This window comes from Bradyrhizobium sp. USDA 326, from assembly GCF_049739485.1.
Taxonomy (GTDB): domain Bacteria; phylum Pseudomonadota; class Alphaproteobacteria; order Rhizobiales; family Xanthobacteraceae; genus Bradyrhizobium.
The window spans coordinates 5,320,226-5,346,299 of sequence record NZ_JBMGQA010000001.1 but is presented as its reverse complement, the minus strand read 5'-3'; the positions used below and the strand labels follow the sequence as shown (position 1 = coordinate 5,346,299).

At 65.5% G+C, this 26,074-nt stretch carries 20 protein-coding genes; 16 read left to right on the top strand and 4 right to left on the bottom strand.

Going from position 1 to position 26,074, the window contains the following annotated elements; translation table 11 throughout:
- Positions 1–126: 126 nt before the first annotated feature.
- From oxlT (ABIG06_RS25085) to ABIG06_RS25035, 11 genes are all read left to right on the top strand, one after another.
- A complete protein-coding gene (gene oxlT / locus ABIG06_RS25085; protein ID WP_124161479.1) occupies positions 127–1,416 on the top strand; it encodes an oxalate/formate MFS antiporter in 1,290 nt (429 codons plus the stop codon).
- Between the two features lie 260 nt (positions 1,417–1,676).
- Positions 1,677–2,999, top strand: coding sequence for an oxalate/formate MFS antiporter (gene oxlT / locus ABIG06_RS25080; RefSeq protein ID WP_424578403.1), 1,323 nt, complete (start codon positions 1,677–1,679; stop codon positions 2,997–2,999).
- A 178-nt stretch (positions 3,000–3,177) separates the two neighbouring features.
- On the top strand, positions 3,178–3,606 hold the full coding sequence (locus ABIG06_RS25075) for a CBS domain-containing protein (RefSeq protein WP_124161481.1): 429 nt from the start codon (positions 3,178–3,180) through the stop codon (positions 3,604–3,606).
- Between the two features lie 280 nt (positions 3,607–3,886).
- Complete coding sequence (locus tag ABIG06_RS25070) at positions 3,887–4,906, top strand: 2-dehydropantoate 2-reductase (protein WP_370138978.1); 1,020 nt, start codon at positions 3,887–3,889, stop codon at positions 4,904–4,906.
- Complete coding sequence (locus ABIG06_RS25065; RefSeq protein WP_370138977.1) at positions 4,903–5,691, top strand: fumarylacetoacetate hydrolase family protein; 789 nt, start codon at positions 4,903–4,905, stop codon at positions 5,689–5,691. Before ABIG06_RS25070 ends, ABIG06_RS25065 begins: the two co-directional genes overlap by 4 nt.
- Positions 5,692–6,150: 459 nt before the next feature.
- Positions 6,151–6,354 carry a hypothetical protein gene (locus ABIG06_RS25060; protein WP_124161485.1) on the top strand — a complete coding sequence of 68 codons (204 nt, stop codon included), beginning with the start codon at positions 6,151–6,153 and terminating at the stop codon, positions 6,352–6,354.
- Positions 6,355–6,410: 56 nt separating this feature from the next.
- The gene (locus ABIG06_RS25055; RefSeq protein WP_370138976.1) at positions 6,411–7,061 is read left to right on the top strand and encodes a hypothetical protein; all 651 of its coding nucleotides are present in this window, start codon (positions 6,411–6,413) and stop codon (positions 7,059–7,061) included.
- Between the two features lie 340 nt (positions 7,062–7,401).
- Positions 7,402–8,397 carry an NAD(P)H-dependent flavin oxidoreductase gene (locus ABIG06_RS25050; protein ID WP_370138975.1) on the top strand — a complete coding sequence of 332 codons (996 nt, stop codon included), beginning with the start codon at positions 7,402–7,404 and terminating at the stop codon, positions 8,395–8,397.
- A 25-nt stretch (positions 8,398–8,422) separates the two neighbouring features.
- Positions 8,423–9,391 carry a zinc-binding dehydrogenase gene (locus ABIG06_RS25045; protein WP_370138974.1) on the top strand — a complete coding sequence of 323 codons (969 nt, stop codon included), beginning with the start codon at positions 8,423–8,425 and terminating at the stop codon, positions 9,389–9,391.
- A gap of 194 nt (positions 9,392–9,585) precedes the next feature.
- Positions 9,586–10,959, top strand: coding sequence for a cation-efflux pump (locus ABIG06_RS25040; RefSeq protein ID WP_370138973.1), 1,374 nt, complete (start codon positions 9,586–9,588; stop codon positions 10,957–10,959).
- A 226-nt stretch (positions 10,960–11,185) separates the two neighbouring features.
- Positions 11,186–13,516 carry a PAS domain-containing sensor histidine kinase gene (locus ABIG06_RS25035; RefSeq protein ID WP_370138972.1) on the top strand — a complete coding sequence of 777 codons (2,331 nt, stop codon included), beginning with the start codon at positions 11,186–11,188 and terminating at the stop codon, positions 13,514–13,516.
- A gap of 172 nt (positions 13,517–13,688) precedes the next feature.
- Here the strand turns inward: ABIG06_RS25035 and ABIG06_RS25030 are convergent, their stop codons facing one another.
- Positions 13,689–14,582 (bottom strand): LysR family transcriptional regulator, encoded by an 894-nt coding sequence (locus ABIG06_RS25030; RefSeq protein WP_370138971.1) that lies wholly within the window; start codon positions 14,580–14,582, stop codon positions 13,689–13,691.
- 225 nt (positions 14,583–14,807) lie between these two features.
- On the opposite strand from ABIG06_RS25030, the gene ABIG06_RS25025 reads away from it, so the two are divergent.
- The 5 genes from ABIG06_RS25025 to ABIG06_RS25005 are packed head-to-tail and all read left to right on the top strand — an operon-like array spanning position 14,808 to position 20,776.
- Positions 14,808–15,284 carry a formate dehydrogenase subunit gamma gene (locus ABIG06_RS25025; RefSeq protein WP_124161492.1) on the top strand — a complete coding sequence of 159 codons (477 nt, stop codon included), beginning with the start codon at positions 14,808–14,810 and terminating at the stop codon, positions 15,282–15,284.
- The gene (locus ABIG06_RS25020) at positions 15,281–16,837 is read left to right on the top strand and encodes a formate dehydrogenase beta subunit (protein WP_370138970.1); all 1,557 of its coding nucleotides are present in this window, start codon (positions 15,281–15,283) and stop codon (positions 16,835–16,837) included. The genes ABIG06_RS25025 and ABIG06_RS25020 overlap by 4 nt, the downstream gene beginning before the upstream one ends.
- A gap of 10 nt (positions 16,838–16,847) precedes the next feature.
- Positions 16,848–19,721, top strand: a complete 2,874-nt coding sequence (gene fdhF / locus ABIG06_RS25015) for a formate dehydrogenase subunit alpha (protein WP_424578402.1) — start codon at positions 16,848–16,850, stop codon at positions 19,719–19,721.
- Between the two features lie 4 nt (positions 19,722–19,725).
- Entirely contained in the window at positions 19,726–20,553 is an 828-nt protein-coding gene (gene fdhD, locus ABIG06_RS25010) for a formate dehydrogenase accessory sulfurtransferase FdhD (RefSeq protein WP_370138968.1), read from the top strand.
- Entirely contained in the window at positions 20,543–20,776 is a 234-nt protein-coding gene (locus ABIG06_RS25005; protein WP_319325799.1) for a formate dehydrogenase subunit delta, read from the top strand. Before fdhD ends, ABIG06_RS25005 begins: the two co-directional genes overlap by 11 nt.
- Here the strand turns inward: ABIG06_RS25005 and ABIG06_RS25000 are convergent.
- The 3 genes from ABIG06_RS25000 to ABIG06_RS24990 are packed head-to-tail and all read right to left on the bottom strand — an operon-like array spanning position 20,733 to position 25,835.
- On the bottom strand, positions 20,733–23,720 hold the full coding sequence (locus ABIG06_RS25000) for a bifunctional [glutamine synthetase] adenylyltransferase/[glutamine synthetase]-adenylyl-L-tyrosine phosphorylase (RefSeq protein ID WP_424578401.1): 2,988 nt from the start codon (positions 23,718–23,720) through the stop codon (positions 20,733–20,735). The two genes, ABIG06_RS25005 and ABIG06_RS25000, sit on opposite strands and share 44 nt — an antisense overlap.
- Positions 23,717–25,171: a sensor histidine kinase gene (locus tag ABIG06_RS24995; RefSeq protein ID WP_124161498.1), complete on the bottom strand. Its 1,455-nt coding sequence runs from the start codon at positions 25,169–25,171 to the stop codon at positions 23,717–23,719. The genes ABIG06_RS25000 and ABIG06_RS24995 overlap by 4 nt, the downstream gene beginning before the upstream one ends.
- Positions 25,155–25,835 carry a response regulator transcription factor gene (locus ABIG06_RS24990; RefSeq protein WP_061020281.1) on the bottom strand — a complete coding sequence of 227 codons (681 nt, stop codon included), beginning with the start codon at positions 25,833–25,835 and terminating at the stop codon, positions 25,155–25,157. The genes ABIG06_RS24995 and ABIG06_RS24990 overlap by 17 nt, the downstream gene beginning before the upstream one ends.
- Between the last annotated feature and the right edge of the window lie 239 nt (positions 25,836–26,074).

The window sequence follows — 26,074 nt, the reverse complement described above, 5'->3', positions numbered from 1 at the left end:
CGCATGTAAACAGGCCCGCGTTATTTCGCCGCACCTCCCGTCCTTCCCTTGAATCTTGGCATAATGAATACCAGGATGCGGGCAGCGCATGCATAAAAATGATCGGCGCGTTCGGGAGGGTTTTTAATGACGGACATGGTGCAGTCGGCAGCGGCCCCTAGTGCCGCTCGCGTAAGCGATGCCTATCGCTGGGCTCAATTGGCGATCGGTGTGATGGCGATGGTGATGATCGCCAATTACCAATATGGCTGGACGTTCTTCGTCCCCGACATCCAGAAGACGTTCGGCTGGGATCGCGCCTCGATCCAATGGGCGTTCACTCTTTTCGTCTTGTTCGAGACCTGGCTGGTGCCGGTCGAAGGATGGTTCGTCGACAAATACGGGCCGCGCATCGTCGTGCTGGTCGGCGGCGTGCTCTGCGCCATCGGTTGGGCGATCAACGCGCAGGCCACCTCGCTCAACGGCTACTATCTCGGCATGATCATCGCAGGCATCGGCGCCGGCGGCGTCTACGGCACCTGCGTCGGCAATGCGCTGAAATGGTTTCCGGACAAGCGCGGTCTTGCCGCCGGCATCACCGCCGCGGGCTTCGGTGCAGGCTCTGCGCTGACCGTCGCGCCGATCCAGGCCATGATCAAGGACAGCGGCTTCCAGACGACCTTCCTTTATTTCGGCCTCGGGCAAGGCATCATCATCTGTATCCTCGCCTTCTTCCTGCTCGCGCCGAAAGCGGGCCAGGTGCCGAACGTGGTGGCGAATGCCAATCTGCTGCAGACCCGCCGCAACTATCAGCCGACCGAGGTGCTGCGTCAGCCGATCTTCTGGTTGATGTACTTCATGTTCGTGATCGTCGGCGCCGGCGGGTTGATGGTGACCGCGAACCTGAAGCCGATCGCGGCCGACTGGAAGGTCGACAACGTGCCGGTCACGCTGATGGCGGTGACGATGACGGCGGTGACCTTCGCGGCGACCATCGACCGCGTGCTCAACGGCCTGACGCGTCCGTTCTTCGGCTGGATCTCCGACATGATCGGCCGCGAGAACACGATGTTCATCGCCTTCGGCATGGAAGGATTCGGCATCTGGATGCTTTACCTCTGGGGTCACGATCCCGTCTGGTTCGTGCTGCTCTCGGGCTTCGTGTTCTTCGCCTGGGGTGAGATCTACTCGCTGTTCCCCTCGACCTGCACCGACACGTTCGGCGCCAAGTTCGCGACCACCAATGCGGGCCTGCTCTACACCGCCAAGGGCACCGCCGCATTGCTGGTGCCGATCGCCAACTACATGCAGCAATCGTCGGGCACCTGGGACAGCGTGTTCATCATCGCGGCCGGCGCCAACATCCTGGCTTCGCTGCTGGCGATCGCGGTGCTGAAACCCTGGCGCAAGGTCGTGGTCGCGAAATCGACCATCTGACCGCCCCACCGCAGTTCACGCGAGCACGACGCCCGGCCTCACGGCCGGGCGTTTTCGTTTGGCAGAAGACCGCCGCGATTGGCGGGATGCGGCCTGACTCCCGCCGGATTTTGTGACTGCGGAGCCAAGATAGGGCTTGCAATCTGGAATATCGTATACCAATCTCCGAGTAACGCCTGCGACGATAAGACACAACATTTGCGACATCAGGTCATCTTGGCAAGCTGATGTACGACAGACAGGCGCGTTGGGAGGTTCTGATGATTTCCAGCCCGGATGGTGCCGTCACCGCCGCGCCGCTTCGCACCGGCTTCCGTTGGCTCCAGCTCGGCATGGGCATCGTCTGCATGGCGATGATCGCCAATCTGCAATATGGCTGGACACTGTTCGTCGATCCGATCGACGCCGCCCATCATTGGGGGCGCGCCGCGATCCAGTTCGCTTTCACCATCTTCGTGGTCACCGAGACCTGGCTGGTGCCGGTCGAGGCCTGGTTCGTCGACAAGTACGGCCCGCGCATCGTTGTCATGTTCGGCGGCGCGATGATCGCGCTGTCCTGGATTCTCAACTCCTACGCCGACAGCCTCACCCTGCTCTACGCGGCCGCGATCATCGGCGGCCTGGGCGCGGGCGCAGTGTACGGCACCTGCGTCGGTAACGCGCTGAAATGGTTTCCCGACCGCCGCGGTCTCGCGGCTGGTGCGACCGCCGCCGGCTTCGGCGCGGGTGCCGCGCTCACGATCGTGCCGATCGCGAGCATGATCGTCTCGAGCGGCTACCAGCACGCATTCCTCACCTTCGGCATCGGCCAGGGCGTTGTCGTGTTCGTGCTCGCCTTCTTCATACAGCCGCCGCGGATCTCGATTCCGCCGAGGAAGAAGCAGCTCAATCTGCCGCAGACCAAGATCGACTTCACCCCGCCGCAGGTGCTGCGTACCCCTGTTTTCTGGGTGATGTATCTCGTTTTCGTCATGGTTGCATCCGGCGGTCTGATGACCGCGGCGCAGATCGGTCCGATCGCGCACGACTACAAGATCGCGAATACGCCAGTCACGCTGGCGGGCTTCCAGATGGCGGCACTGACCTTCGCGATCTCGCTCGACCGCATCTTCGATGGTTTCGGCCGCCCCTTCTTCGGCTTCGTCTCCGACACGATCGGCCGCGAGCACACCATGTTCATCGCTTTCGGCACCGCCGCGCTGATGCTGTTGACGCTGTCGGCCTACGGGCACATCCCCACCGTCTTCGTGCTGGCGACCGCGATTTACTTCGGCGTCTTCGGCGAGATCTACTCGCTATTCCCCGCCACCTGCGGCGACACCTTCGGTGCGAAGTTCGCAACCACCAACAATGGCATGCTCTACACCGCGAAGGGAACGGCCTCGCTGCTCGTCCCGCTCGCAAGCGTGATCTCCACCGCCTATGGCTGGAAGGCCGTGTTCGTGGTTGCGGTGGCGTTGAACGCAACGGCGGCGCTGATGGCGCTGTTCGTGATCAAGCCGTTGCGCCGCTCCTTCATCCTCGGCAAGGAAGCCGAGAGCACCGGTGCGTCCACCGGCACTGCGAAGACCGAAACGGCGTAAGCCACCACACGTATTGCATGCTTGAGAAGGGGGCGCAGTGATGCGCCCCCTTTCTTTTTGGCCAACCACAAACGTCAGTATGGCTGTCGCAAGATTTTTCGGATCAGCGAAATCCAGCGCTTGACGATTGGCATTATGTATACCACACTTGCCTCGTCACTCACCCAGGGAGGTTGCAATGCTGGTCGGAGACATTCTGCGCAAGAAGACGCCGCGCGTTGTCACGGTGCGTATGAACGAAACGGTGGGTATCGCGGCCAAGCTGATGCGCGCCAACAACATCAGCGCGCTGGTGGTGAAGGACGTGGTCCGCTCCGAGGGCAACACCGCGGTCGGCATGTTCACGGAGCGCGATGTGGTGCGCGCCGTCGCCGAGCACGGCGCGAACGCCATCAATGTCAAGGTCTCGCAGCTCGTCTCGGTGCAGCAGCTGGTGTCCTGCACCTCCTCGGATCCGATCGAGCACGTCCGTCATCTGATGAACCGTCATCACATTCGCCACCTGCCCGTGATCGACGATTACAGCCTCGTCTCCGTCATCAGCATGCGCGACATCGCCGCGGCCGTTGACGAAGCACTCAACGGTGCGCCGCAAGCGGCAGCCTAAAAGAGCTCGCCTGACGTTCATTCACGGAAGAACTGCGCCCCCTCTCCCGCTTGCGGGAGAGGTTGGGGAGAGGGCTGTCTCCGCCCGCGAGACTGCCCAAGAAGAGAGAACCCTCACCCGCCGCGCTCTCCGAGCGCCAAGGCCGAAGCTCGGCTTCGGCGTTTCAAGAACGGCCGCCGAAGGCGGCCTTTGCTCTCCCGCAAGCAAGCGGGAGAGATGCAGCGAACCTGTGTCACGATCGATCGAGCCAATTCCCCAAGTTTGGTCCCGCGAGGATTTCATGAAGATCTGCATCTACGGCGCCGGCGCGATCGGCGGATATCTCGGGGTTCAGCTTGCACGCGCGGGCGCCGATGTCAGCCTGGTCGCGCGCGGCGCGCACCTTGCCGCGATGCGCGAGCGCGGCCTGACGCTGCTCGCGGGCGAGGAGCAGCACACCGTGCATCCGCGCTGCACCGACGATCCCGCCGAGCTCGGCGTGCAGGATTTCATCATCATTACGCTGAAGGCGCATTCGATCACCGGCGTGATCGAGAAGATGCGGCCGCTGCTCGGACCTCACACCCGCATCGTCACGGCCGTCAACGGCATTCCCTATTGGTATTTCTACAAGCACGGTGGGCAATACGAGAACTCGACCCTGGAGAGCATCGACCCCGGCGGACGGCAGTGGCGCGAAATCGGCGCCGAGCGCGCCATCGGCTGCATCGTCTATCCCGCCACCGAGATCGAAGCGCCCGGCGTGATCCGCCACGTTTACGGCAACAACTTTCCGCTCGGCGAGCCTTCCGGCGAGACCACCGAGGACGTGCAGCGTCTCGCCGGCCTGTTCGTCGCCGCCGGGCTGAAGGCGCCGGTGCTCGACCGCATCCGGGACGAGATCTGGCTGAAGCTGTGGGGCAATGTCTGCTTCAACCCGATCAGCGCGCTGACCCACGCCACGCTCGACGTGATCTGCACCGATCCGGCGACGCGCGCGCTGTCACGGGCGATCATGGTGGAGACGCAAGCCATCGCAGAGTCGTTCGGGGTCAAGTTCCGCGTCGACGTCGAGCGCCGCATCGAGGGCGCCCGCAAGGTCGGAGCGCACAAGACCTCGATGCTCCAGGATCTCGAGCGCGGCCGCCCGATGGAGATCGATCCGCTCGTCACGGTGGTGCAGGAGATGGGCCGTCTCACCGGCATCGCCACGCCCGCGCTCGACTCGGTGCTGGCGATGGTGACCCAGCGCGCCCGCATCGCCGGCCTTTATGACGGGGTCTCGACGCCATCAGATCCGCGCGCACTGGCGGTGGCATGATGGCGAGCGAGATGAAGAAGTGGCTCCGCTTCCGGAGCAACGGCACGACCGGCTTCGGCACGCTGAGCCCATCAGGCATCAGCGTGCATGAAGGCGAGATGTTCGGCCGCAGCACTGCTACTGGCAAGACGCTGTCGCTGTCCGAAGTCGAGCTGCTCGCGCCCTGCGCGCCCAGCAAGATCGTCGCGCTCTGGAACAATTTCCACGCGCTCGCGGCCAAGCTCAACCAACCCGAGCCGCCGGAGCCGCTCTATCTGCTGAAGGCCACCACCAGCATCGCCGCCCCCGGTGCGGTGATCCGCCGCCCCTCCTCCTACGACGGCAAGACGACCTATGAGGGCGAGCTCGGCATCGTCATCGGCAAGGTCTGCGCGCGTGTCTCGCCTGGCGAAGCCGACAGCTTCATCTTCGGCTACACCTGCGTCAACGACATCACTGCCAACGACATCCTGACGCGCGACCCCACCTTCCCGCAATGGGCCCGCGCCAAGGGCATCGACGACTACGGCCCGTTCGGCCCTGCCATCGCGACCGGCATCGATCCGGCCAGGCTCGTGGTCCGTACCATCCTCAATGGCGCGGAGCGGCAGAACTATCCGATCTCCGACATGATCTTCACGGCTCAGGAGCTGGTCAGCAGGATCTCCCATGACATGACCCTGCTGCCCGGTGACCTCATCGCCGTTGGCACTTCCGTCGGCGTCGGCGTGATGAAGGAGCCGGTGAACACGGTCACCGTCGCGATCGACGGAATCGGCGAGTTGACCAACGAGTTTCGGCTCTAACCACTCTCTCCGTCATTCCGGGGCGACGCAAAGCCGAGCCCGGAATGAAGGGCTCGCCGGCTCATTGCCCCCGCAGCGCAGCAAAATTGATCCGGCGCAAATCGCGACATCGCCGCCACCGCTATCCTTCGCAAGAAATCAACTTCTGATGCAAGGGAGGACGCCATGACGAATGCCGGCAATGCGCTTTTGTGGACGGCCCTTTACTTCGCTCTCTCGTTCGTCGCGATCTTCGTGGTTTGGTTCGCCGACAAGATGCGCTCGAACATCCTCGGGAAACGATAAGCCGCGGCACGTCTTCATCTCCGAAACATTCGGACACATCACATCTGCGCGCGCCTGACATATGCCGCCAACATGTCCTGCGCCTGCCGCAACTTGGACGCATTCGGCCGCCCTTCTGTGAGGCGTGTCTGGGGGCACGGCGATGCCGTGTTTGGACCAAACCTTCAGGGGTATATGACTGTGAAGAAGATTGTATTTGCTCTCGGTGCTACGCTCGCTCTGGTCACGGCTGCGAACGCTGCGGATCTGCCGCGCCGGCAGCCCGTGCCGGCCTATCCGGCCGAGCAGGCGCCGATCGGCAAGATGCCGATTGGCAAGAGCCCGGTTGGAAAGGCCCCGATCGGCAAGGCGCCCGGGCCGGTCGCGGCGCGCTACTGACGCGCAGCGGAATACGCGCAGAATCTGCGTAGCGGCCGACAGTCGAGGGGTATGTCGTGACGAACAAAGCTAATCGATCGGGATCCTGCATCCTCGCGGGCTTCGCTCTTGCGGCTATGCTCTCGTGCACGACGCCCTCGGCGTCGGCCCACGAGGCAAACAGGCGTGCTGCCGATGCGAACGCGCTTGCTACGACCGACGCCGCCTCGCGACCTCAGCCGCAACCGACGCGGCGCTCGGTCGCGCGCGCGGAGAAAGGCCCCTATTACGTCGACTTCCGCGCGCGTACCGCCGCGAGCTGGGGCCATGCCTTCGTCTGGTACGGCAAGACCAGCGAGCGCGCCGTGGAGGTCGCAGGGCTTACGCCGGCCGGCGACACGCTCGCTTACGTGCTGGGTCATATCACCTTCGTGCCGTCGGAGACCGGCGCGAGCTACGGCGATCTCGATCCGGAATATCTGACCGCGAGCTATCGCGTCTATCTGAACGAAGCGGACGCCAAGCGCGTGTTCGCCTACATCAAGAAATTGCAGGCGAACTCGCCGGTGTGGAACGCCGAGACCGCCAACTGCACCGGCTTCATCGGCGATATCGCTGAATTCATGGGACTAGAGGTCCCCAACCGCTGGCAACGCCCGGAAAACTTCGTCAACCGCCTCAAGGAAATGAATGGCGGCCGGCAAATGGTGCGGTTGTCGGCGGAATAGCCGGAGCCTCAGTTATCCGTGCCCCGGACGCAGCGCAGCGTCCCTTCGACGATGCGCTGCAGAGCCGGGGCCCATCATCTTTCAAAGCATTCGCGGAATGTGGGTCCCGGCTCTGCACCGCAACGCCATAAGCGCGTTCACGCGCGTCTTCGACGCCCTATGGGCGTTGCAGCGCGTCCGGGACACGAGGCCATCCGAATTATCCGCCTCGCGGAATCGCCCCCGCCGCCGGCATGGCGCCCCGCCCCTACCGCACACCCCCGCAATAGACTTTTGCCACCCCGGGCGGCATCCTCCAGCATCAACCGAGAACAGAGCGGCACGCAGGGGGAAACACATCATGTTGCAGACACGGTTCACCAAACTCGTCGGGGTCGAGCACCCGATCGTCCAGGGCGGCATGCAGTGGGTCGGCCGCGCCGAGCTGGTCGCTGCCGTCGCCAATGCCGGCGCGCTCGGCTTCATCACGGCACTGACCCAGCCGACGCCGGAGGACCTGACCAGGGAGATCGCGCGCTGCCGCGACCTCACCGACAAGCCGTTCGGCGTCAATCTCACCATCCTGCCCGCGATCAAGCCGCCGCCCTATGCCGAATACCGCGCCGCCATCATCGAGAGCGGCATCAAGGTGGTCGAGACCGCCGGCAACAAGCCGCAGGAGCATGTCGAGGAGTTCAGGAAGCATGGCGTCAAGGTCGTGCACAAGTGCACCAGCGTGCGCCACGCGCTCTCGGCCGAACGGATGGGGGTCGATGCCATCTCGATCGACGGATTCGAATGCGCCGGTCACCCCGGCGAGGACGACACCCCCGGCCTGATCCTGATCCCGGCCGCCGCCAACAAAATCAAGATCCCGATGATCGCCTCGGGCGGCTTTGCCGATGCCCGCGGCCTCGTCGCGGCGCTGGCCCTGGGTGCCGACGGCATCAACATGGGCACGCGCTTCATGGCGACCAGGGAAAGCCCGATCCACCAGCTCATCAAGGAGAAGATCGTCGCCAATGACGAGCGCGAGACCGAGCTGATCTTCCGCACCATGCGCAATACCTCGCGCGTCGCCAAGAACGCGATCTCGACCAAGGTCGTCGCGATGGAGAAGGAGGGCGCGAAGTTCGAGGACATCCGCGAGCTCGTCGCCGGCGCCCGCGGCAAGTTGGTCTATGCCACCGGCAATTCCGACGAAGGCATCTGGTCGGCCGGCCAGGTTCAGGGCCTGATCCAGGACATCCCGAGTTGCGCCGAACTCGTCTCCCGCATCGTTCGCGAGGCGGAAGCGATCATCCGCGGCAGGCTGGAGGGCATGATCGTTCATCCGCAACGTGAAGCCGCGGAATAGTCACGGCAAGAAGCGAGAGTGATTCATGAAGGCTTACGTCTACGGTCCTGATGGAGCTCGGATTTCCGACGTCGCTCAACCAAAGCCGAAGGGCACGCAGGTGCTGGTCCGCGTCCGTGCCTGCGGCCTGAACCGCGCCGACACCGCCATGCGCAAGGGCCATGCCCATGGCGCGGCCGGCGGGGTCGGCACCGTGCTCGGCATGGAATGGGCCGGTGAAGTCGCCGAGCTCGGACCGAATGCCCAAGGCGTCAAGGTCGGCGACCGCATCATGGGCTCGGGCGGCGCGGCGTTCGCCGAATATACGCTGGCCGATCATGGCCGGCTGTTCCACGCACCCTCGAACATGAATTTCGAGGAGGCCGCCACCCTCCCCGTCGCGCTCGCGACCATGCACAACGCCGTCGTCACCGTCGGCGGGGTGCAGGCGGGCCAGAGCGTGCTGATCCAGGGCGCGAGCTCCGGGGTGGGCCTGATGGCGATGCAGATCGCCAGGCTCAAGGGCGCAAAGCTCGTGATCGGCTCGTCGACCGATGCCACTCGCCGCGGCCGGCTGAAGGAATACGGCGCCGATCTCGCCATCGATAGCTCCGATCCCAAATGGGTCGACGAGGTGCTGAAGGCGACGAACGGGGAAGGCGTCGATCTCATCATCGACCAGGTTTCGGGCAAGGTCGCGAGCGAGAACCTCGCCGCGACGAAGGTCAAGGGGCGCATCGTCAATGTCGGCCGGCTCGGCGGCACCCATGCCGACTTCAATTTCGACCTGCATGCGGCCCGCCGCATCGACTATGTCGGCGTCACCTTCCGCACCCGCACCATCGAGGAGGTCCGCGAGATCTTCTTGGAGGTCCGCAAGGACATCTGGGGCGCAGTGGAATCGCGCAAGCTGCAGCTGCCGATCGACAAGGTGTTCGCGTTCGACGATATCGATCAGGCGTTCGAGCACATGGAGGCGAACAAGCACCTAGGGAAAATCGTGGTGACGCTATGAAGGTTGCGGCAGTGAGACAAGAGCGGAGCGACGCTCTCTCCTCTCGTCATGGCCGGGCTCGACCCGGCCATCCACGTCTTTACCGCTTGCGCAGAAGAACGTGGATGCCCGGGGGAATCGCTCCTGCAACTCACTCGCGACTACGGCTGTGGATCGTCGCTTGATGTTCACCCATGGGCTGCTAAATCCCGGCCATGACCTCCCAGCACAACAAGACCTCGGTCGCCGCGATCTCGATCTTCGCCAGTGGCGGCATGGCGGCGGCGAAGTTCGCGGTCGGAATCGCGATCGGCTCGCTGGCGCTGATCTCCGAGGCCCTGCATTCCTCGATCGACCTGGTCGCGACCATCATCACCTGGGCGGTGGTGCGGGTGTCCGACAAGCCCGCGGACGACGAGCACCATTACGGCCACGGCAAGCTGGAAAGCGTCTCCGCGCTCGGCGTCACCGCCCTGCTCTACGTGCTTGCCGGCGGCATCCTGGTCGAGGCCTATAGCCGGCTGAGCGAGGGAACCCCGCCGCCGACCATTTCGGCCGTGCCGTTCGTGGTGCTGGTGATCGACATCGCCGTCAATCTGTGGCGCGCCCGCGCCCTGCACCGCGCCGCGCGGGAGACCAGGAGCCAGGCGCTGGCGGCGGATGCGCTGCATTTCGCCTCCGACGTGATGGGCTCGTTCGCCGTGATCGTTGGCCTGGTCCTCGCCGCCCTCGGCTTCTGGTGGGGCGACGCGGCGGCAGCCGCGGCGGTTGCCGTGATGATCGCCCTGCTGGGACTGCGGCTGGCCGGCTCCACCGTGCAGACGCTGGTCGACCGTGCCCCGGAAGGCGCGCAGGAGAAGGCCACCGCCGCGATCCGCGGCGTGCCGGGCGTGATCGACGTCGACCGGCTGCGCGTGCGCATGGTCGGAGCGACCACGTTCATCGACACCATCGCGCAGGTGCCGCGGACCTATCCGATCGACCGCGTCGAGGAGATCAAGCGCAACGCGCAAATCGCCGTGGACAGGGCGTTCGGCGACGCCGACCTCACCTTCACCGCCGTTCCCGTCGCACGCGACAACGAGACCGTGCGCGACCGCATCATGGTGATCGCGCACAATTCGGGCCTCGCCGTTCACCACGTCACGGTACACGATCTCGGCGCCAAGCTGACCGTCAGCATCGATCTCGAGGTCGACGCCGACATGCATCTCGAGGCCGCCCATGACGTCGCCAACACGCTGGAGCGCAACATCCAGGAGGAGTTCGGCGAGGACGTCGAGGTCGACGTTCACATCGAGCCATTGGAACCGGAGTTGCCGTTCGGCATCGATGCCGCACCGGAGCGGGTGCAGACCATTGCCGCCGCTCTGACGGAATATGCTGCCGGCGGCGAGATCCACGACATCCACAACGTGCGGGTCCGCGACACCGACGCCGGCGAAATCGTCAACTTCCACTGCCGCGCGGCACCGTCGATGAGCGTGATCAAGGTGCACGAACAGGTCGACGCGATCGAGCGCGCGTTGCGGCGTGCGTTCCCGAGCGTGAAGCGCGTGATCAGTCACGCCGAACCGCCGCGCGCGTGACGCAGGGCGCACGGGGAGTCACACGTTCCCGTTTCGGACTCCTCACGCACGCGCGTTTGCGGACACTCGATGCGCAAACTGCGCGTTGGATAAGAATAATTTCGCGTTAACGATTCGTTGACTCTCGACAGCCCGCGAAAACTGGATTCAAATCAGTGTGATTCGGAAGCGACGTGGGGCTGCTTCCGAGCTTCAGTTGCAAGCAGGTTTTCAGGGGGCCGAAGGCATGTCGCGTGCAGACGCCGCGAACGCATGCGTCCAATCCGATTCGATCAAGGGATTGGCGCAATCGATCGCGAAACCTGCCTATCATCGGCTCCTGATCGCGGAGCCGGCGCTGCGCCGCGCGGTGCCGACACTCATCATCGCATTCCTAATCACGATCTGCCTCGGCGCATTCGTGCAGGTGGTCGACCAAACGCGCCAGAAGCGGCTGGTGATCCGTCACGACATTTCGGCGCTCGCCGACCTGCTCGCCGAGCGCATCGACCGTCTCACCTCGGTACGGCAGGAGCGGCTGAGGAACGTCGAGAGCCTGCCCGCGCTATTGCCGGGTCTGATCCCGTCCTGGGGCACGGCCTCGGGACGCCATGTCGTCGTCACCTCGGCCGGCGTCGACCGCCGGATCCTCGCCCGCATCCCGGCCGACAGCGACTCCGTCGGCAACGACCGCCTGCTCGATACGATCACGACCGCCCAATTGATGGCGGCGCCGCTACGCGACGGCAACGTCTCCGACCTGACGCTGCCGAGCGGCAACGCCGCAATGGCGACCTCGCGGCAGATCAAGTCGCTGCCCGGCTTCGTCACCGTGATCCAGGAGCGCAACGAGCCGATCTGGGGCTCGGACGCCGCGCTCTCGGTGACGCTGTCGGCGACCACCGGCTTCGTCGTCCTGATCCTCGGCTTCGCCTTCCACTGGCAGTCGACCCGCGCCCGCGAGGGCGATCTCATCAACGACGCCGTGCGCGGCCGCATCGACACCGCGCTCAACCGCGGCCGCTGCGGGCTGTGGGACTGGGATCTATCGCGCGGCCGGATCTTCTGGTCGCAGTCGATGTTCTCGATGCTCGGTCTCGACGGCCGCAACGAGCTCCTCACCTTCGGCGAGGTCAACGCGCTGGTGAAGTCCGACGACATCGACCTGTTCGCGATCGCCGACCAGCTCATCTCCGACGAGATCGACCACATCGACCAGACCTTCCGAATGCAGCATGTCGACGGCCACTGGATCTGGCTCCGCGTGCGCTGCGAGAAAACGCGCGGCGCGACCGATGACAGCGTGCACCTGATCGGGATCGCCGTCGACATCACCGAGCAGAAGAGCCTCGCGGAAAAGACCGTGGAAGCCGACGTCCGGCTGCGCGACGCGATCGAGACCATTCCGGAAGCTTTCGTGCTGTGGGATGCGAGCGATCGCCTCGTGCTCTGCAACTCGCACTTCCAGCGTCTGCACAGGCTGCCCGACACGGCCGTCATTCCCGGCACTTCCTACGAGACCGTGCTCGAGGTCGGCCGCATGCCGGAGGTGCGCACGCGCCACAACGAGACCGCCGCCCAAGGCCCGGGCGCGCGCACCTTCGAGGCGCAGCTCGACGACGGCAGCTGGCTGCACATCAGCGAGCGCCGCACCAAGGACGGCGGCTACGTCTCGGTCGGCACCGACATCACCCGCATCAAGGAGCACGAGCAGAAGCTGGTCGACAACGATCTGCGCCTGCGTGCCACCGTCATCGACCTGAAGCGCTCGCAGGCCGCGCTGGAGCGTCAGGCGGTCGAGCTCGCCGACCTCGCCGAGAAGTACCAGCGCGAGAAGACCCGCGCCGAGGAAGCCAATCAGACCAAGTCGAAATTCCTCGCCAATATGAGCCACGAGCTGCGCACGCCGCTCAATGCCATCATCGGCTTCTCCGAGATCATGGGCTCGGGCATGTTCGGCGAGCTCGGAAGCGAAAGGTACCAGGAATACTGCCAGGACATCCTGACCAGCGGCCATTACCTGCTCGAGGTCATCAACGACATCCTCGACATGTCCAAGATCGAAGCCGGTCGCATGAAGCTCGACATGGAAGAGCTCGACCTCTCGAAGACGCTTGCGGAATCCCTACGTGTCGTCACCGGCCGTGCGCAGGACAAGCACCTGACGTTAGATGCCGACATCGGAAAATCCATCTCCGTCGTCGCCGACCGGCGCGCCACCAAGCAGATCATCGTCAACCTGCTCTCCAACGCCGTGAAGTTCACGCCCGACGGCGGACGCGTCGTGGTGCGCAGCCGGCAGCTCGACGACAGGATCGTGCTGATGATCGCCGACACCGGCATCGGGATCGCGCCGCATTCGCTGGCGCGGCTCGGCCGCCCGTTCGAGCAGGTCGAGAGCCAACTCACCAAGACCTATCACGGTTCGGGCCTTGGTCTCGCGATCGCCCGCTCGCTGGCGCAGCTCCACGGCGGCTCGATGCGGCTGCGCTCGAAGATCGATGTCGGCACCGTCGTGCGCGTGACCCTGCCGCGCGACGCGATCAAGGCGGCGTCCGGGATACCGGCTGCCGCCTAGAGGCGGCGCGAGCTAAGTCCTGCGGCCATCCTTCGAGACGCCCGCCTGCGGCGGGCCCTCAGGATGAGGGCACGGCGCGTCGCAGCAGTTTCAAGGGAGCACAATGGCTCGGAGCCTCATCCTGATGCGCGCGCCCGGCGCGCGTCTCGAAGGACGAGGCGCTCGCTCGGATCTACAATTGCAGCTTCGGCGCCACTTCCCGCGCGACATTGACCAGCGCCGCGATCAGCGGCGTCATCGGATCGCGCTGCGGGATCACCATGCCGATGCTGTAATTGACCTCGGGATCGACGATCGGGATCGAACGCACCGTATCGGACAGGCCGAGCGTCTCGGCCAGCTTGGCCGGCATCACGCTCGCCCAGCGCCCCGTCTTCACATGCGTGAACAGCACCAAGAGCGAGTTCGAGGTCAGCGTCGGCGTCGCCTCCGCGCCGACCGAGCGCAGCGCGCGGTCGATGATGCGGCGGTTCTGCATGTCGGGCGTCAAGAGGCACAGCGGCACCTGCCCGACCTCCTTCCAGGTCACCGTCTCGCGATCGCCGAACATCGCATCCGGCGCCGTCAGCAGGCGATAGCTCTCGTTGTAGAGCGGAATGGTGCGCACCTTGCCGATCGGCTCGTTCTCGATGTAGGTGAGCCCCGCATCGACCTCGAGATTTTCGAGTAGCCCAAGCACCTCGGACGAGGTGGTGGACTGGATGCGGAAGCGCACCTCGGGATGCTTGGCGCGAAACGGCGTCGTCAGCGAGGCGACCATACCGAGCACGGTCGGGATCGCGGCGATGCGGATCTCGCCGGAGAGCTGATGCTTCAGCCCGTTGATCTCCTCGCGCATCGCGCGGGCATCGCCCACGATCCGCCGCGCCCAGTCGAGCGCCCGCTCGCCCTCGGGAGTGAATCCCTGAAAGCGCGAGCCGCGCTGGACCAGCATGACGCCGAGGATCTCCTCGAGCTGCTTCAGCCCGGTCGACATCGTCGGTTGCGTCACGCCGCAGGCCTCGGCAGCGCGTCCGAAATGCCGCTCCTTCGCCAGCGCCAGCAGCAGTTCAAGCTTATCGATCAACCGGTTATCCCTTCGGCTTCTGTGGTGGCATGCAAGCTAGCACGCCCGCCCCTCCGCAACACGCAAAAATCGCCTGCGGGAGCGGCTTCGATTGCCATTTGAAATCAAGTGATCGCGCTTGCCAATCGATCTGAATTCGCAATCGCAGCACGGGACGGCTTTATTGATCTTCGAATGATTCCAAATAGTTTGGGGGGGAAGAAACGCTCAGGTTGAGAACGAGAAATGACAACGCTTTACGAACCTTGGGACGAGACGCGAGGCGCCGGGATCATCGCCGAACATGCCGGACAGGAAGGCGCGACGCTCGTCATCCTGCATGCGCTTCAAGAGGCGTTCGGCCATGTGCCGCAGGCGGCAATTCCCATGGTGGCGAAAGCACTCAATTTGTCGCGCGCCGAAGTCCATGGCGTGTTCACGTTCTACCATGATTTCCGCCACAAGCCGGCCGGCCGTCATGTGCTGAAGCTGTGCCGTGCGGAAGCCTGTCAGGCGGCGGGCGGCGACGCGCTGGCTGCGCGCGCCGAGGCAAGGCTCGGCGTCTCGCTCGGCAACACCACGGCCGACGATCGCGTCACGCTGGAGCCGATCTACTGCCTTGGCCTGTGCGCGACGGCGCCGTCCGCGATGCTCGATGGCCGCCTCGTCGGCCGGCTCGACCAGAAGCGCCTCGATGCGCTGGTTGCGGAGGCGCAGCGATGAGCATCCGTCTATACGTCTCTCGCGATGCGGGCGCGGTCGCCGTCGGCGCCGACGAGGTTGCGCTGGCGCTGGAGCAGGCCGCAGCCAAGCGCGGCGTTGCAGTGGAGATCGTCAGGACCGGCTCGCGCGGCATGTACTGGCTGGAGCCGCTGGTCGAGGTCGCAACGCCCCAGGGCCGCATCGCCTTCGGGCCCGTCACCGAGACCGACGTGCCCTCGCTGCTGGACGCGCTCGCCGGCAACACGCCGCATCTCCTGCGGCTGGGAGCGACCGACGAGATCCCCTGGCTCAAGCGCCAGACCCGCCTCACCTTCGCCCGTTGCGGCGTGATCGACCCGCGCTCGCTCGACGACTACTGCGCCCATGGCGGCTACAACGGCCTCGCGCGCGCTCTCTCGCTTGGCTCGGATGCAATCCTCACCGAAGTCAGCGCGGCGGCCTTGCGCGGCCGCGGCGGCGCAGGCTTCCCGACCGGAATCAAGTGGAAGACGGTTGCCCAGGCCAAAGCCGATCGCAAATTCATCGTCTGCAACGCCGACGAAGGCGACAGCGGCACCTTTGCCGATCGCATGATCATGGAAGGCGATCCGTTCCTGGTGATCGAGGGCATGACCATCGCCGGCATCACCGTCGGCGCGTCCAAGGGCTACATCTATATCCGCAGCGAATATCCGCACGCGGTCGAGGCGATGAACGCGGCCATCGTCGCGGCCAGGCGCGGCGGCTATCTCGGCACGAATATCGGCGGCTCGAAGCAAGCCTTCGATCTCGAAGTGCGCGTCGGCGCCGGCGCCTATGTCTGCGGCGAGGAGACCTCGCTGCTGGAGAGCCTCGAAGGCCGCCGCGGCATCGTGCGCGCCAAGCCGCCGCTGCCGGCCCATCACGGCCTGTTCGGCAAGCCGACCGTGATCAACAACGTGCTGTCGTTCGCAGCCATCCCCTTCATCCTCGCAGAAGGCGCCAAGGCCTATGCCGATTTCGGCATGGGCCGCTCGCGCGGCACGATGCCGATCCAGCTCGCCGGCAACATCCGTCACGGCGGCTTGTTCGAGACCGCCTTCGGCGTGACGCTCGGCGAACTCGTCGACGACATCGGCGGCGGCACGTTCACGGGCCGTCCGGTCCGTGCGGTGCAGGTCGGCGGGCCACTCGGTGCCTATTTCTCGCGGTCGCTGTTCGACACACCGTTCGACTACGAGGCCTTCGCCGCGCGCGACGGCTTGATCGGCCATGGCGGCATTGTCGTGTTCGACGACAGCGTCGACATGCGTAGGCAGGCGCGCTTTGCGATGGAGTTCTGCGCCATCGAATCCTGCGGCAAGTGCACGCCCTGCCGGATCGGCTCGACCCGTGGCGTCGAGACCATCGAGAAGATCATCAAGGGCGAGCGCGTCAGCGAGAACCTCGCGCTCGTCGAGGACCTCTGCAACACCATGAAATTCGGCTCGCTCTGCGCGCTCGGCGGCTTCACGCCTTACCCCGTGCTCAGCGCATTGAAGCACTTCCGGGAGGATTTCGCACCCATCCCGACCACGCTTCAGGCCGCGGAATAGGAGAACGACAATGTCTCTGATCCAAGACATCGACTTCGGCACGCCGGCTTCCAAATCGGAGACGATGGTGACGCTGACCATCGACGGCAAGGAGGTTACGGTGCCCGAGGGCACCTCCATCATGCGCGCCGCGATGGATGCAGGCCACCAGATTCCGAAACTCTGCGCGACCGACATGGTCGACGCGTTCGGCTCCTGCCGTCTCTGCCTCGTCGAGGTCGAGGGCCGCGCCGGCACGCCGGCCTCCTGCACCACGCCTGTGATGAACGGCCTCGTCGTGCACACCCAGACCGAGCGGCTCAAGAAGCTGCGCAAGGGCGTGATGGAGCTCTACATCTCCGACCATCCGCTCGACTGCCTCACCTGCGGCGCCAACGGGGATTGCGAACTGCAGGACATGGCCGGCGCCGTGGGCCTGCGCGACGTGCGCTACGGCTATGAGGGCGAGAACCACGTGTTCGCCAATGCCCACGGCTGCGACAACGACCACTGGCTGCCGAAGGACGAGTCCAATCCGTACTTCACCTACGATCCCTCCAAGTGCATCGTCTGCTCGCGCTGCGTCCGCGCCTGCGAGGAGGTGCAGGGCACTTTCGCGCTGACCATCTCCGGCCGCGGCTTCGACAGCCGCGTCTCGCCCGGCATGAGCGAAAGCTTCCTCGGCTCCGAATGCGTCTCCTGCGGCGCCTGCGTGCAGGCCTGCCCGACCGCGACACTGACGGAAAAGTCCGTGATCGAGATCGGCCAGCCCGAGCATTCCGTCGTCACCACCTGCGCCTATTGCGGCGTCGGCTGCGCCTTCAAGGCCGAGATGCGCGGCGAGGAAGTGGTGCGCATGGTGCCGTACAAGGACGGCAAGGCCAATCGCGGCCATTCCTGCGTCAAGGGCCGCTTCGCCTGGGGCTACACCAACCACAAGGAACGCATTCTTAAACCCATGATCCGCGAGCGCATCGAGGATGCCTGGCGGGAGGTGTCATGGGACGAGGCGTTCTCGTTTGCCGCCGCCAGGATGCGCGGCATCCAGAAGACATACGGCCGCGACGCCATCGGCGGCATCACCTCGTCCCGCTGCACCAACGAAGAGACCTATCTGGTGCAGAAGCTGATCCGCGCCGGCTTCGGCAACAACAACGTCGACACCTGCGCCCGCGTCTGCCATTCGCCGACCGGCTACGGTCTTGCCACCACCTTCGGCACCTCCGCCGGCACGCAGGATTTCGACTCGGTCGAGGAGACCGATGTCGTGGTCGTCATCGGCGCCAACCCGGCCTCCGCTCACCCCGTCTTCGCCTCGCGGCTGAAGAAGCGGCTGCGCCAGGGCGCAAAGCTGATCGTGATCGATCCGCGCCGCACCGAGATGGTGGAATCGCCGCACGTGAAGGCACTGCATTTGCCCCTGATGCCCGGCACCAACGTCGCGGTCATGACGGCGCTGGCGCATGTCATCGTCACCGAAGGGCTCGTCAACGAAGCGTTCGTGCGCGAGCGCTGCGACTGGAGCGAGTTCGAGGAATGGGCCGCCTTCGTCGCGCAGCCGAAGAACAGTCCGGAAGCCACCGCGATCCTCACCGGCGTCAATCCCGGGGATCTGCGCGAAGCAGCCCGCACCTACGCGACCGGCGGCAACGGCGCGATCTATTACGGCCTCGGCGTCACCGAGCACAGCCAGGGCTCCACCACCGTGATCGCGATCGCCAATCTGGCAATGGCGACAGGCAATATCGGCCGTCCCGGCGTCGGCGTGAACCCGCTGCGCGGCCAGAACAACGTTCAAGGCTCTTGCGACATGGGCTCGTTCCCGCACGAGTTGCCCGGCTACCGCCACATCTCGGGCGATGCGGTGCGCGAGCAGTTCGAGGCGCTCTGGAACGCCAAGCTCAACCCGGAGCCCGGCCTGCGCATTCCCAACATGTTCGATGCCGCGGTCGAAGGCACCTTCATGGGGATCTACGTGCAGGGCGAGGATATCCTGCAATCCGATCCCAACACCAGCCACGTGGTTGCGGCGCTGTCGGCGATGGAGTGCGTCATCGTCCACGATCTCTTCCTGAACGAGACCGCGAACTACGCCCACGTCTTCCTGCCCGGCTCGAGCTTCCTCGAGAAGGACGGCACCTTCACCAACGCCGAGCGCCGCATCCAGCGCGTGCGCAAGGTGATGACGCCGAAGAACGGCATGGCCGACTGGGAGGTCACCATCGGCCTTGCCAAGGCGATGGGCTTCGAGATGAAGTACAGCCACCCCTCCGAGATCATGGACGAGATCGCGGCACTGACGCCGACCTTCGCCGGCGTCTCCTACGCCAAGTTGGATGAGCTCGGCTCGGTGCAGTGGCCCTGCAACGACAAGGCGCCCGAGGGCACGCCGGTGATGCATATCGACGGCTTCGTCCGCGGCAAGGGCAAGTTCGTCGTGACCGAATATGTCGCGACCGACGAGCGCACCGGGCCGCGCTATCCGCTGCTGCTCACCACGGGCCGCATCCTGAGCCAGTACAATGTCGGCGCGCAGACGCGGCGCACCGAGAACGTGGTCTGGCATTCCGAGGACCGGCTGGAGATCCATCCGCACGACGCCGAGCAGCGCGGCGTGCGCGATGGCGACTGGGTGCGGCTGAAGAGCCGCGCCGGCGAGACCACGTTGCGCGCGGAGATCACCGATCGCGTCGCGCCGGGCGTCGTCTACACCACCTTCCACCATCCGGACACGCAGGCCAACGTCATCACGACCGACTATTCGGACTGGGCGACCAATTGTCCCGAATACAAGGTCACGGCGGTGCAGGTTTCGCCGTCGAACGGCCCGTCCGACTGGCAGAAGGCCTATGACGCGCAGGCGCGGCACTCCCGCCGCATCGCGCCGGCCGAAGCCGCGGAGTAACCGCATGCACCTGCCGGTTCAGGCCATCGACCGCGAGATCTGGCGCGACGGCATCGCGTCAGAGGGCGCTCGGCTGATCCCCGAGGAGACACCGCTGGCGCTGACCTATAACGGAGGCACCTACGCCGTCATGATGGGGACGCCGCAGAACCTCGAGGATTTTGCGGTCGGCTTCAGCGTCAACGAAGGCATCGTCGGTTCGCTCGACGACATTCGCTCGCTCGACGTGGTCCGTCTCGACGACGGCATCGAGCTGCGGATTTGGCTGGCGCCGGAGGATGCTGCGCGCATCAGCGAACGCCGTCGGCACGTCGCAGGACCCACCGGCTGCGGCATCTGCGGCATCGAGTCCATTGCCGAGGCGGTGCGGCCGGCGGCCGTGATACCGCAGGGGCAGACCTTCACGCCGGAGCAAATCATGACAGCGATGCAGGCCATCGCGCCCTTGCAATCGATCAACATGCAAACCCGCGCCGTTCACGCCGCCGCGTTCTGGGCCCCTGCAGGCGGCATCGTCGCGCTGCGCGAGGATGTCGGCCGTCACAACGCGCTCGACAAGCTCGCCGGGGCGTTATCACGCAACCGCATGGATGCGCGCGGCGGCATGGTGCTGCTGACGAGCCGCGTCTCGGTGGAAATGGTGCAGAAGACGGCCGCGATCGGCGCCCCCGTGATGGTCGCCGTGTCCGCACCGACCGCACTCGCGGTACGCACGGCGGAAGCCGCCGGCATCACGCTGATCGCGATCGCCCGGCAGGACGGGTTCGAGATATTTTCGCATGGCAGCCGGATCGTCGCGCGCCATGCCACGGAGGTTGCCGATGTCGCCTGACCGCCTGATCTACATGGCCAACCAGATCGGCAAATTCTTCCAGAGCCAGGGCCATGACAAGGCCGTGCCGGGGATTGCCGAGCACATCAAGAAATTCTGGGATCCCCGGATGAAGCGTGCGATCTTCGCCCATCTCGATGCGGGCGGTGCGGGCCTGGCGCCTGATGTGCGCGAGGCCCTTACCTCGTTGAAGCAGGCGACGTCCCTTCCAGCAGCGCCCTGAACACGCGCCGCACCTCGCTTTGCGTTTCCTTCACCCGCGCTTCCAGCGACGAGAAATCCGGCGCATCGCCCGCGCGCGCCATCACACGCAGGAGGTCGGTGCCAGCGGTCTCCGGCTTGAAGCGCTCGCTGACGCAAAGCCGCAGGATCTGCGTCAGGTCGTGATAAAGCCGCGCCGCGGCACGCAGGATCTCGGTCTCGGACTGTGCGAGCACACCGAGCCTGCATGCATTTTCCAGCACCTGCATGGTGCTGACGTCGAGAATGTCCGGCTTCTCGTGGGCATGCACGAGCTGGAGATATTGCGCGATGAAGTCGATGTCGACCATGCCGCCGGCGGCATGCTTGATATCCCAGCAATCGGCCTCGCCCTTTTCCTGCGCGATCGCGCGCCGCATGTCGGCGACGTCGTTGGCCGTGATTGCGGGATCGCGGCGGCGGGTCAGGACATCGCGGATGACGCGCTCGATCCGCTCCCTGAATTCGGGCGACGCCGAGACCACGCGCGCGCGCGTCAACGCCATGTGCTCCCAGGTCCAGGCCTCGTTGGCCTGGTAGTCCGCGAATGAAACGAGATTCGAGGCCACCGGGCCGGCGCGCCCCGATGGCCGCAGCCGCATGTCGATCTCGTAGAGCACGCCGTAATTGGTGCGCGTCGTGAAGGCGCTGATCAGGCGCTGGGTGAAACGCGCGAAGTAGTGCGCGCCGTGAAGCGATTTCGGCCCATCGGAGTCCGGATTGTCGCTGTCGAAGTCGTAGAGCAGGATCAGGTCGAGGTCGGACGACGCCGTCATCTCGCGGCTGCCGAGCCGGCCCATCGCGATGATCGCGGTCTCCTGCCCCTTGATCCGGCCGTGCTGCGCGGCAAAGCGATCGGCGACGAGGCCGTGCACGGTATGGACGATGCCTTCGGCAACATCGGCAAAGGCCGTGCTCGCCTGCTGCGCCGAGACGGTGCCGGACAGGATACGCGTGCCGATCAGGAACAGGCTCTCCTGCCCGAATAGGCGCAGGCGATCGAGAAACTCTTCGTAGGAGTCCGCGTCTCGCACGGTGGCCGCGAGCCGGCCCGACAATTCCTGCCTGTCGGGCATGGCGCCGAAGAAGCGCGGATCGATCAGACCATCCATGAGCTGCGGCTGCCGCGCCAGCATCTCGCCGAGCCGCGGCGCCGCCCCCAGCACCAGCGCCACCAGCGCGACGAGATCGCGGTTCTGGCCGAGCAGCGTGATCAGCCGGCCACCGCGCTGGAGCGCCCCGAGGAAATGATCGAACGCCACGACGGCGCGATCCGGCTCCTCGGCATGGGCAAGGCCGTCGATCAGAGCCGGCACGAATTCGACGAAGGCGCTGCGCGTCGCCTCATTGCGGAAGACGCGGTAGTCGCCGGTGATCCAGTCGCGCACGGTCTGCGCGACCGCGGCGGGCTTCTTGAAGCCGAGCGTCGCCAGGTGCTGGAGCAGGCGCGGGTCGTCGGGACCCGCACTGTAGTCGAGCGCCGGCAGCCTGGCCGTCCCGGTCGGATCGTCGCCCTCGAACAGTTTCTCGTAGTGACCCTGGACGATCTGGAGCTGGCGCAATAGGTCGCGCGCAAAGGCGTCGCGATCCTGATAGCCGAAGAACCACGCGAAGCGCTCGACCGCTTGCTTGTCCTCAGGCAGCGTATGGGTCTGCTCGTCGGCGATCATCTGGAGGCGATGCTCGACCCGGCGCAGGAATTCATAGGCCGTGGTCAGCTCGTCGCGCGCCGCAGAGGTGATCCAGTTGCTGGAGGCGAGCACATCGAGCGCCATCAGCGTCGGCCGCACCCGCAACTCCGGATGGCGGCCGCCGGCGATCAACTGCTGCGTCTGCGCGAAGAACTCGATCTCGCGGATGCCGCCGCGCCCGACCTTGACGTTATGTCCCTCGACCGCGATCTCGCTCTGGCCGCGATAGGTCTGCATCTGCCGCTTCATGTCGTGAACGTCGGCGAGCGCGGCGAAGTCGAGATGCTTGCGCCAGACGAATGGCGCGATCTCCGCAAGCAGCGCCTCGCCGGCCCTGGCATCGCCGGCACAGGCCCGCGCCTTGATCATCGCAGCGCGCTCCCAGGTGCGCCCTTCCCGCTCATAATAGTTCAGTGCCGCGTCCCGCGAGATCGCCACCTGCGTCGAGGACGGATCGGGCCGCAGGCGCAGATCGACCCGGAAGACGTAACCTTCATAGGTGCGCTGCTGGAGGATGCGCGCCATGCCCTGCGTGACCCGGACGAAGAACGGCTGCGGCTCGATGTCCGCCGCCAGCGTCGTCGTATCGGGATCGAAGAACACGATCAGATCGATGTCGCTGGAATAGTTCAGCTCGCCCGCGCCCATCTTGCCCATCGCAAGCACGATCAGCCCGCAGCCCTCTTCGGGCGCCTCCGGATTAAGCGGCGAGAGCTTGCCGCGTGCGGCTTCCTGCCGCAGCAGATATTGCAGCGCGGCCTGCACGGAGGACACGGCAACATCGGTGAGCGCCGCCGTCACCCGCATCACCGGCCAGACACCGCCGATGTCGCACAGCGCGATCAGCAGCGCGGCCTCGGCCTTCATCCGGCGAAGCAGCCGCATCACCTCGGCCTCGTCAGGTGCCGCGAGCACCGCGCCCCTTGCCTCGACGATCAGTGCGGCGAGATGCGTATCCGGATCGCATTCGAGCAGCCGGATCAGGCGCGGGGCATCGGCGCGCACCAGGTCGAACAGATAGGGCGAGAATTCCGCGATCCCGGCCAGGATGTCGCGGGTGAAGCGATGGCCCAGGAGCGCTTCCAGACGGGCCGATTGGGCCGGCTCGAGCTCGGCCAGCCAGCTTTCGAAACGTCGCTCGTCGGTTGTGGAAGCGGCAATATGGGGAGCCTCCGCGAAGCGTGCGGACAGTCTCTCACCATGCTTGTCCGCGTTTCCCGGCGCGGAGTGGTTCATGCCACCTTCTGTGGCACATCCGGCATTGGCGGAGCAACCCTGTCGCCCGCGCGCGCCGGCAGCACCAGCGTGGCGACAAGACCGGGATGGGCATCGCCCAGCCGCAGTTCTCCGCCATGCAGCGTGGCAACAGCCGAGGCGAGGCTGAGGCCGAGGCCGGAGCCCGGCAGCGTGCGACTCGCCTCCAGCCGGACGAATCGCTCGACGACATGCTTGCGGTCGCTTTCGGGGATCCCCGGGCCGCGATCGGTGACGCTGAGCAGCGCCTGATCGCCCTCACGCCGGGCCTCGATCGTGATCTGCCGGCTATCCATACTGACCACGGTTCCCGCGGGTTGCGAAGCGGGCTTGCCGTACTTGATCGCATTCTCGACCAGATTGGCGAGCGCCTGGCTGATCAACTCGCGGTTGGCATGAACCGGCGTCGGATCGGCCTTCACCTTCAAGGTCATGCCGTCGTCCTCAGCCAGGGGCTCGTAGAGCTCGTGGATACCATTGGCGACCTCGGCGGCGTCGAAATCATCCATGTTGCCGCGCGCCTGTCCGGACTCGGCGCGCGCGATCATCAGAAGCGCATTGAAAGTGCGAATCAGTCCGTCGGATTCCTCGATGGTCCGCTCCAGCGCGGCACGGTAATCGGCCTCGCAGCCCGATCTCGCCAGCGCCTCCTCGGCGCGATTGCGCAGCCGCGTCAACGGCGTCTTGAGGTCGTGGGCGATGTTGTCGGAGACCTCCTTCAGGCCCGCCATCAGCGCCTCGATCCGCTCGAGCATGGCGTTGAGGTTCTCGGCGAGACGATCGATCTCGTCGCCGCTGCGCCCCACGGGCAGGCGCTCGCTGAGATCTCCGGTCATGATCCGCTGCGCTGTGCCGGTCATCGCGTCGATGCGCCTCAGCACCCTCCGCGCGACGAAAATGCCGCCGGCGAGGCCAAGCACGACCACGATGAGGACCGACCATTGCGCCGCCTTGGCGACGATACCGAACAGGCGCCGCCGCTCGGCGAGGTCGCGGCCGATCAGAAGCCGGAAGCCGTTTTCCAATTCGGTGACGCGAACGAGCGCGCGATGGTCGCGATCATCCGTATCCTCGATCCGCCGGTAGGCGGTCTCGGACCAGCCACGGGTCGCCATCACGCCGGGCGCGAGCGAGCCGACATTGCCGGCAACCGCCTGACCGGTCGGGGTGGTCACGAGATAGAGGTTCGCGCCCGGGCGCAGCGCCCGATATTCGATCGTCCGCACGAGGCCAAACAGGCCGCGGCGCCCGTAGATCTCGTTGATCTCCGAGGTTTCGGCATTGACCGTCTGCGTGATTTCCTCGGTGATCAGTCGCCGCGTGTTCCAGGCGAAATAGGCCAGCAGCGAGGCCGCGAATATCGCGAACAGCAGCAGATAGACCAGCGTCAGCCGGAACGCCGTGGTGCGGACGAGTTTACCGAATGCCGTCACGGATCATGTATCCGGCGCCGCGGATCGTATGCAGCAGCGGGCGCTCGAAACCCTTGTCGATCTTGGAGCGGAGCCGCGAAATGTGCACGTCGATCACGTTGGTCTGCGGATCGAAATGATAGTCCCAGACGTTCTCGAGCAGCATGGTGCGTGTCACCACCTGGCCGGCGTGCTTCATGAGATATTCGAGCAGGCGGAATTCGCGCGGCTGCAGCGTCAGCTCGTCCTTGCCGCGGGCGACGCGATGCGACAGCCGATCGAGCTCGAGATCGCCGACACGGTAGAGCGTGTCCTCGGCCGGGCCGCCGCGACGGCGCGACAGCACTTCGACACGGGCCAGGAGCTCGGCGAAAGAATAGGGCTTTGGCAGATAATCGTCGCCGCCGGCACGCAGGCCCTTGATGCGGTCGTCGACCTGCCCGAGCGCGGAGAGAATCAGCACCGGCGTCGTGTTGCCCTTGTCGCGCAGTGCGCCGATCAGCGACAGGCCGTCGCGCTTGGGCAGCATGCGATCGACCACCAGCACGTCGTAATCGCCGTTCTCGGCCATGGCGAGGCCTTCCTCGCCGTCAGCGGCGTGGTCGGCAATGTGTCCGACTTCGCGGAACGCCTTGGCGAGGTAGTCGGCGGATTCGCGGTCGTCTTCGATGATGAGGAGGCGCATCGTGCGTTCGGCGGCGGTCAAGGAGGTCAACCTTCTCTAAACATGGCGCGAGCGGCAACGGCATGCAAGCCGAGCGGGAGAGTCTCGAAGCAGGAAAAAGGCGGGCGGTGAAGCTGGGGGGACCTCACCGCCCTAGGCCTTCCGACGGAGGGGGGCGTAATTCCACCGGAAGGTAGACAGGGGAAGCCAGCGTTGCGCTGCTTCCCCGAAGGGCACCGGCGGCGGGGGCGACTGATGCC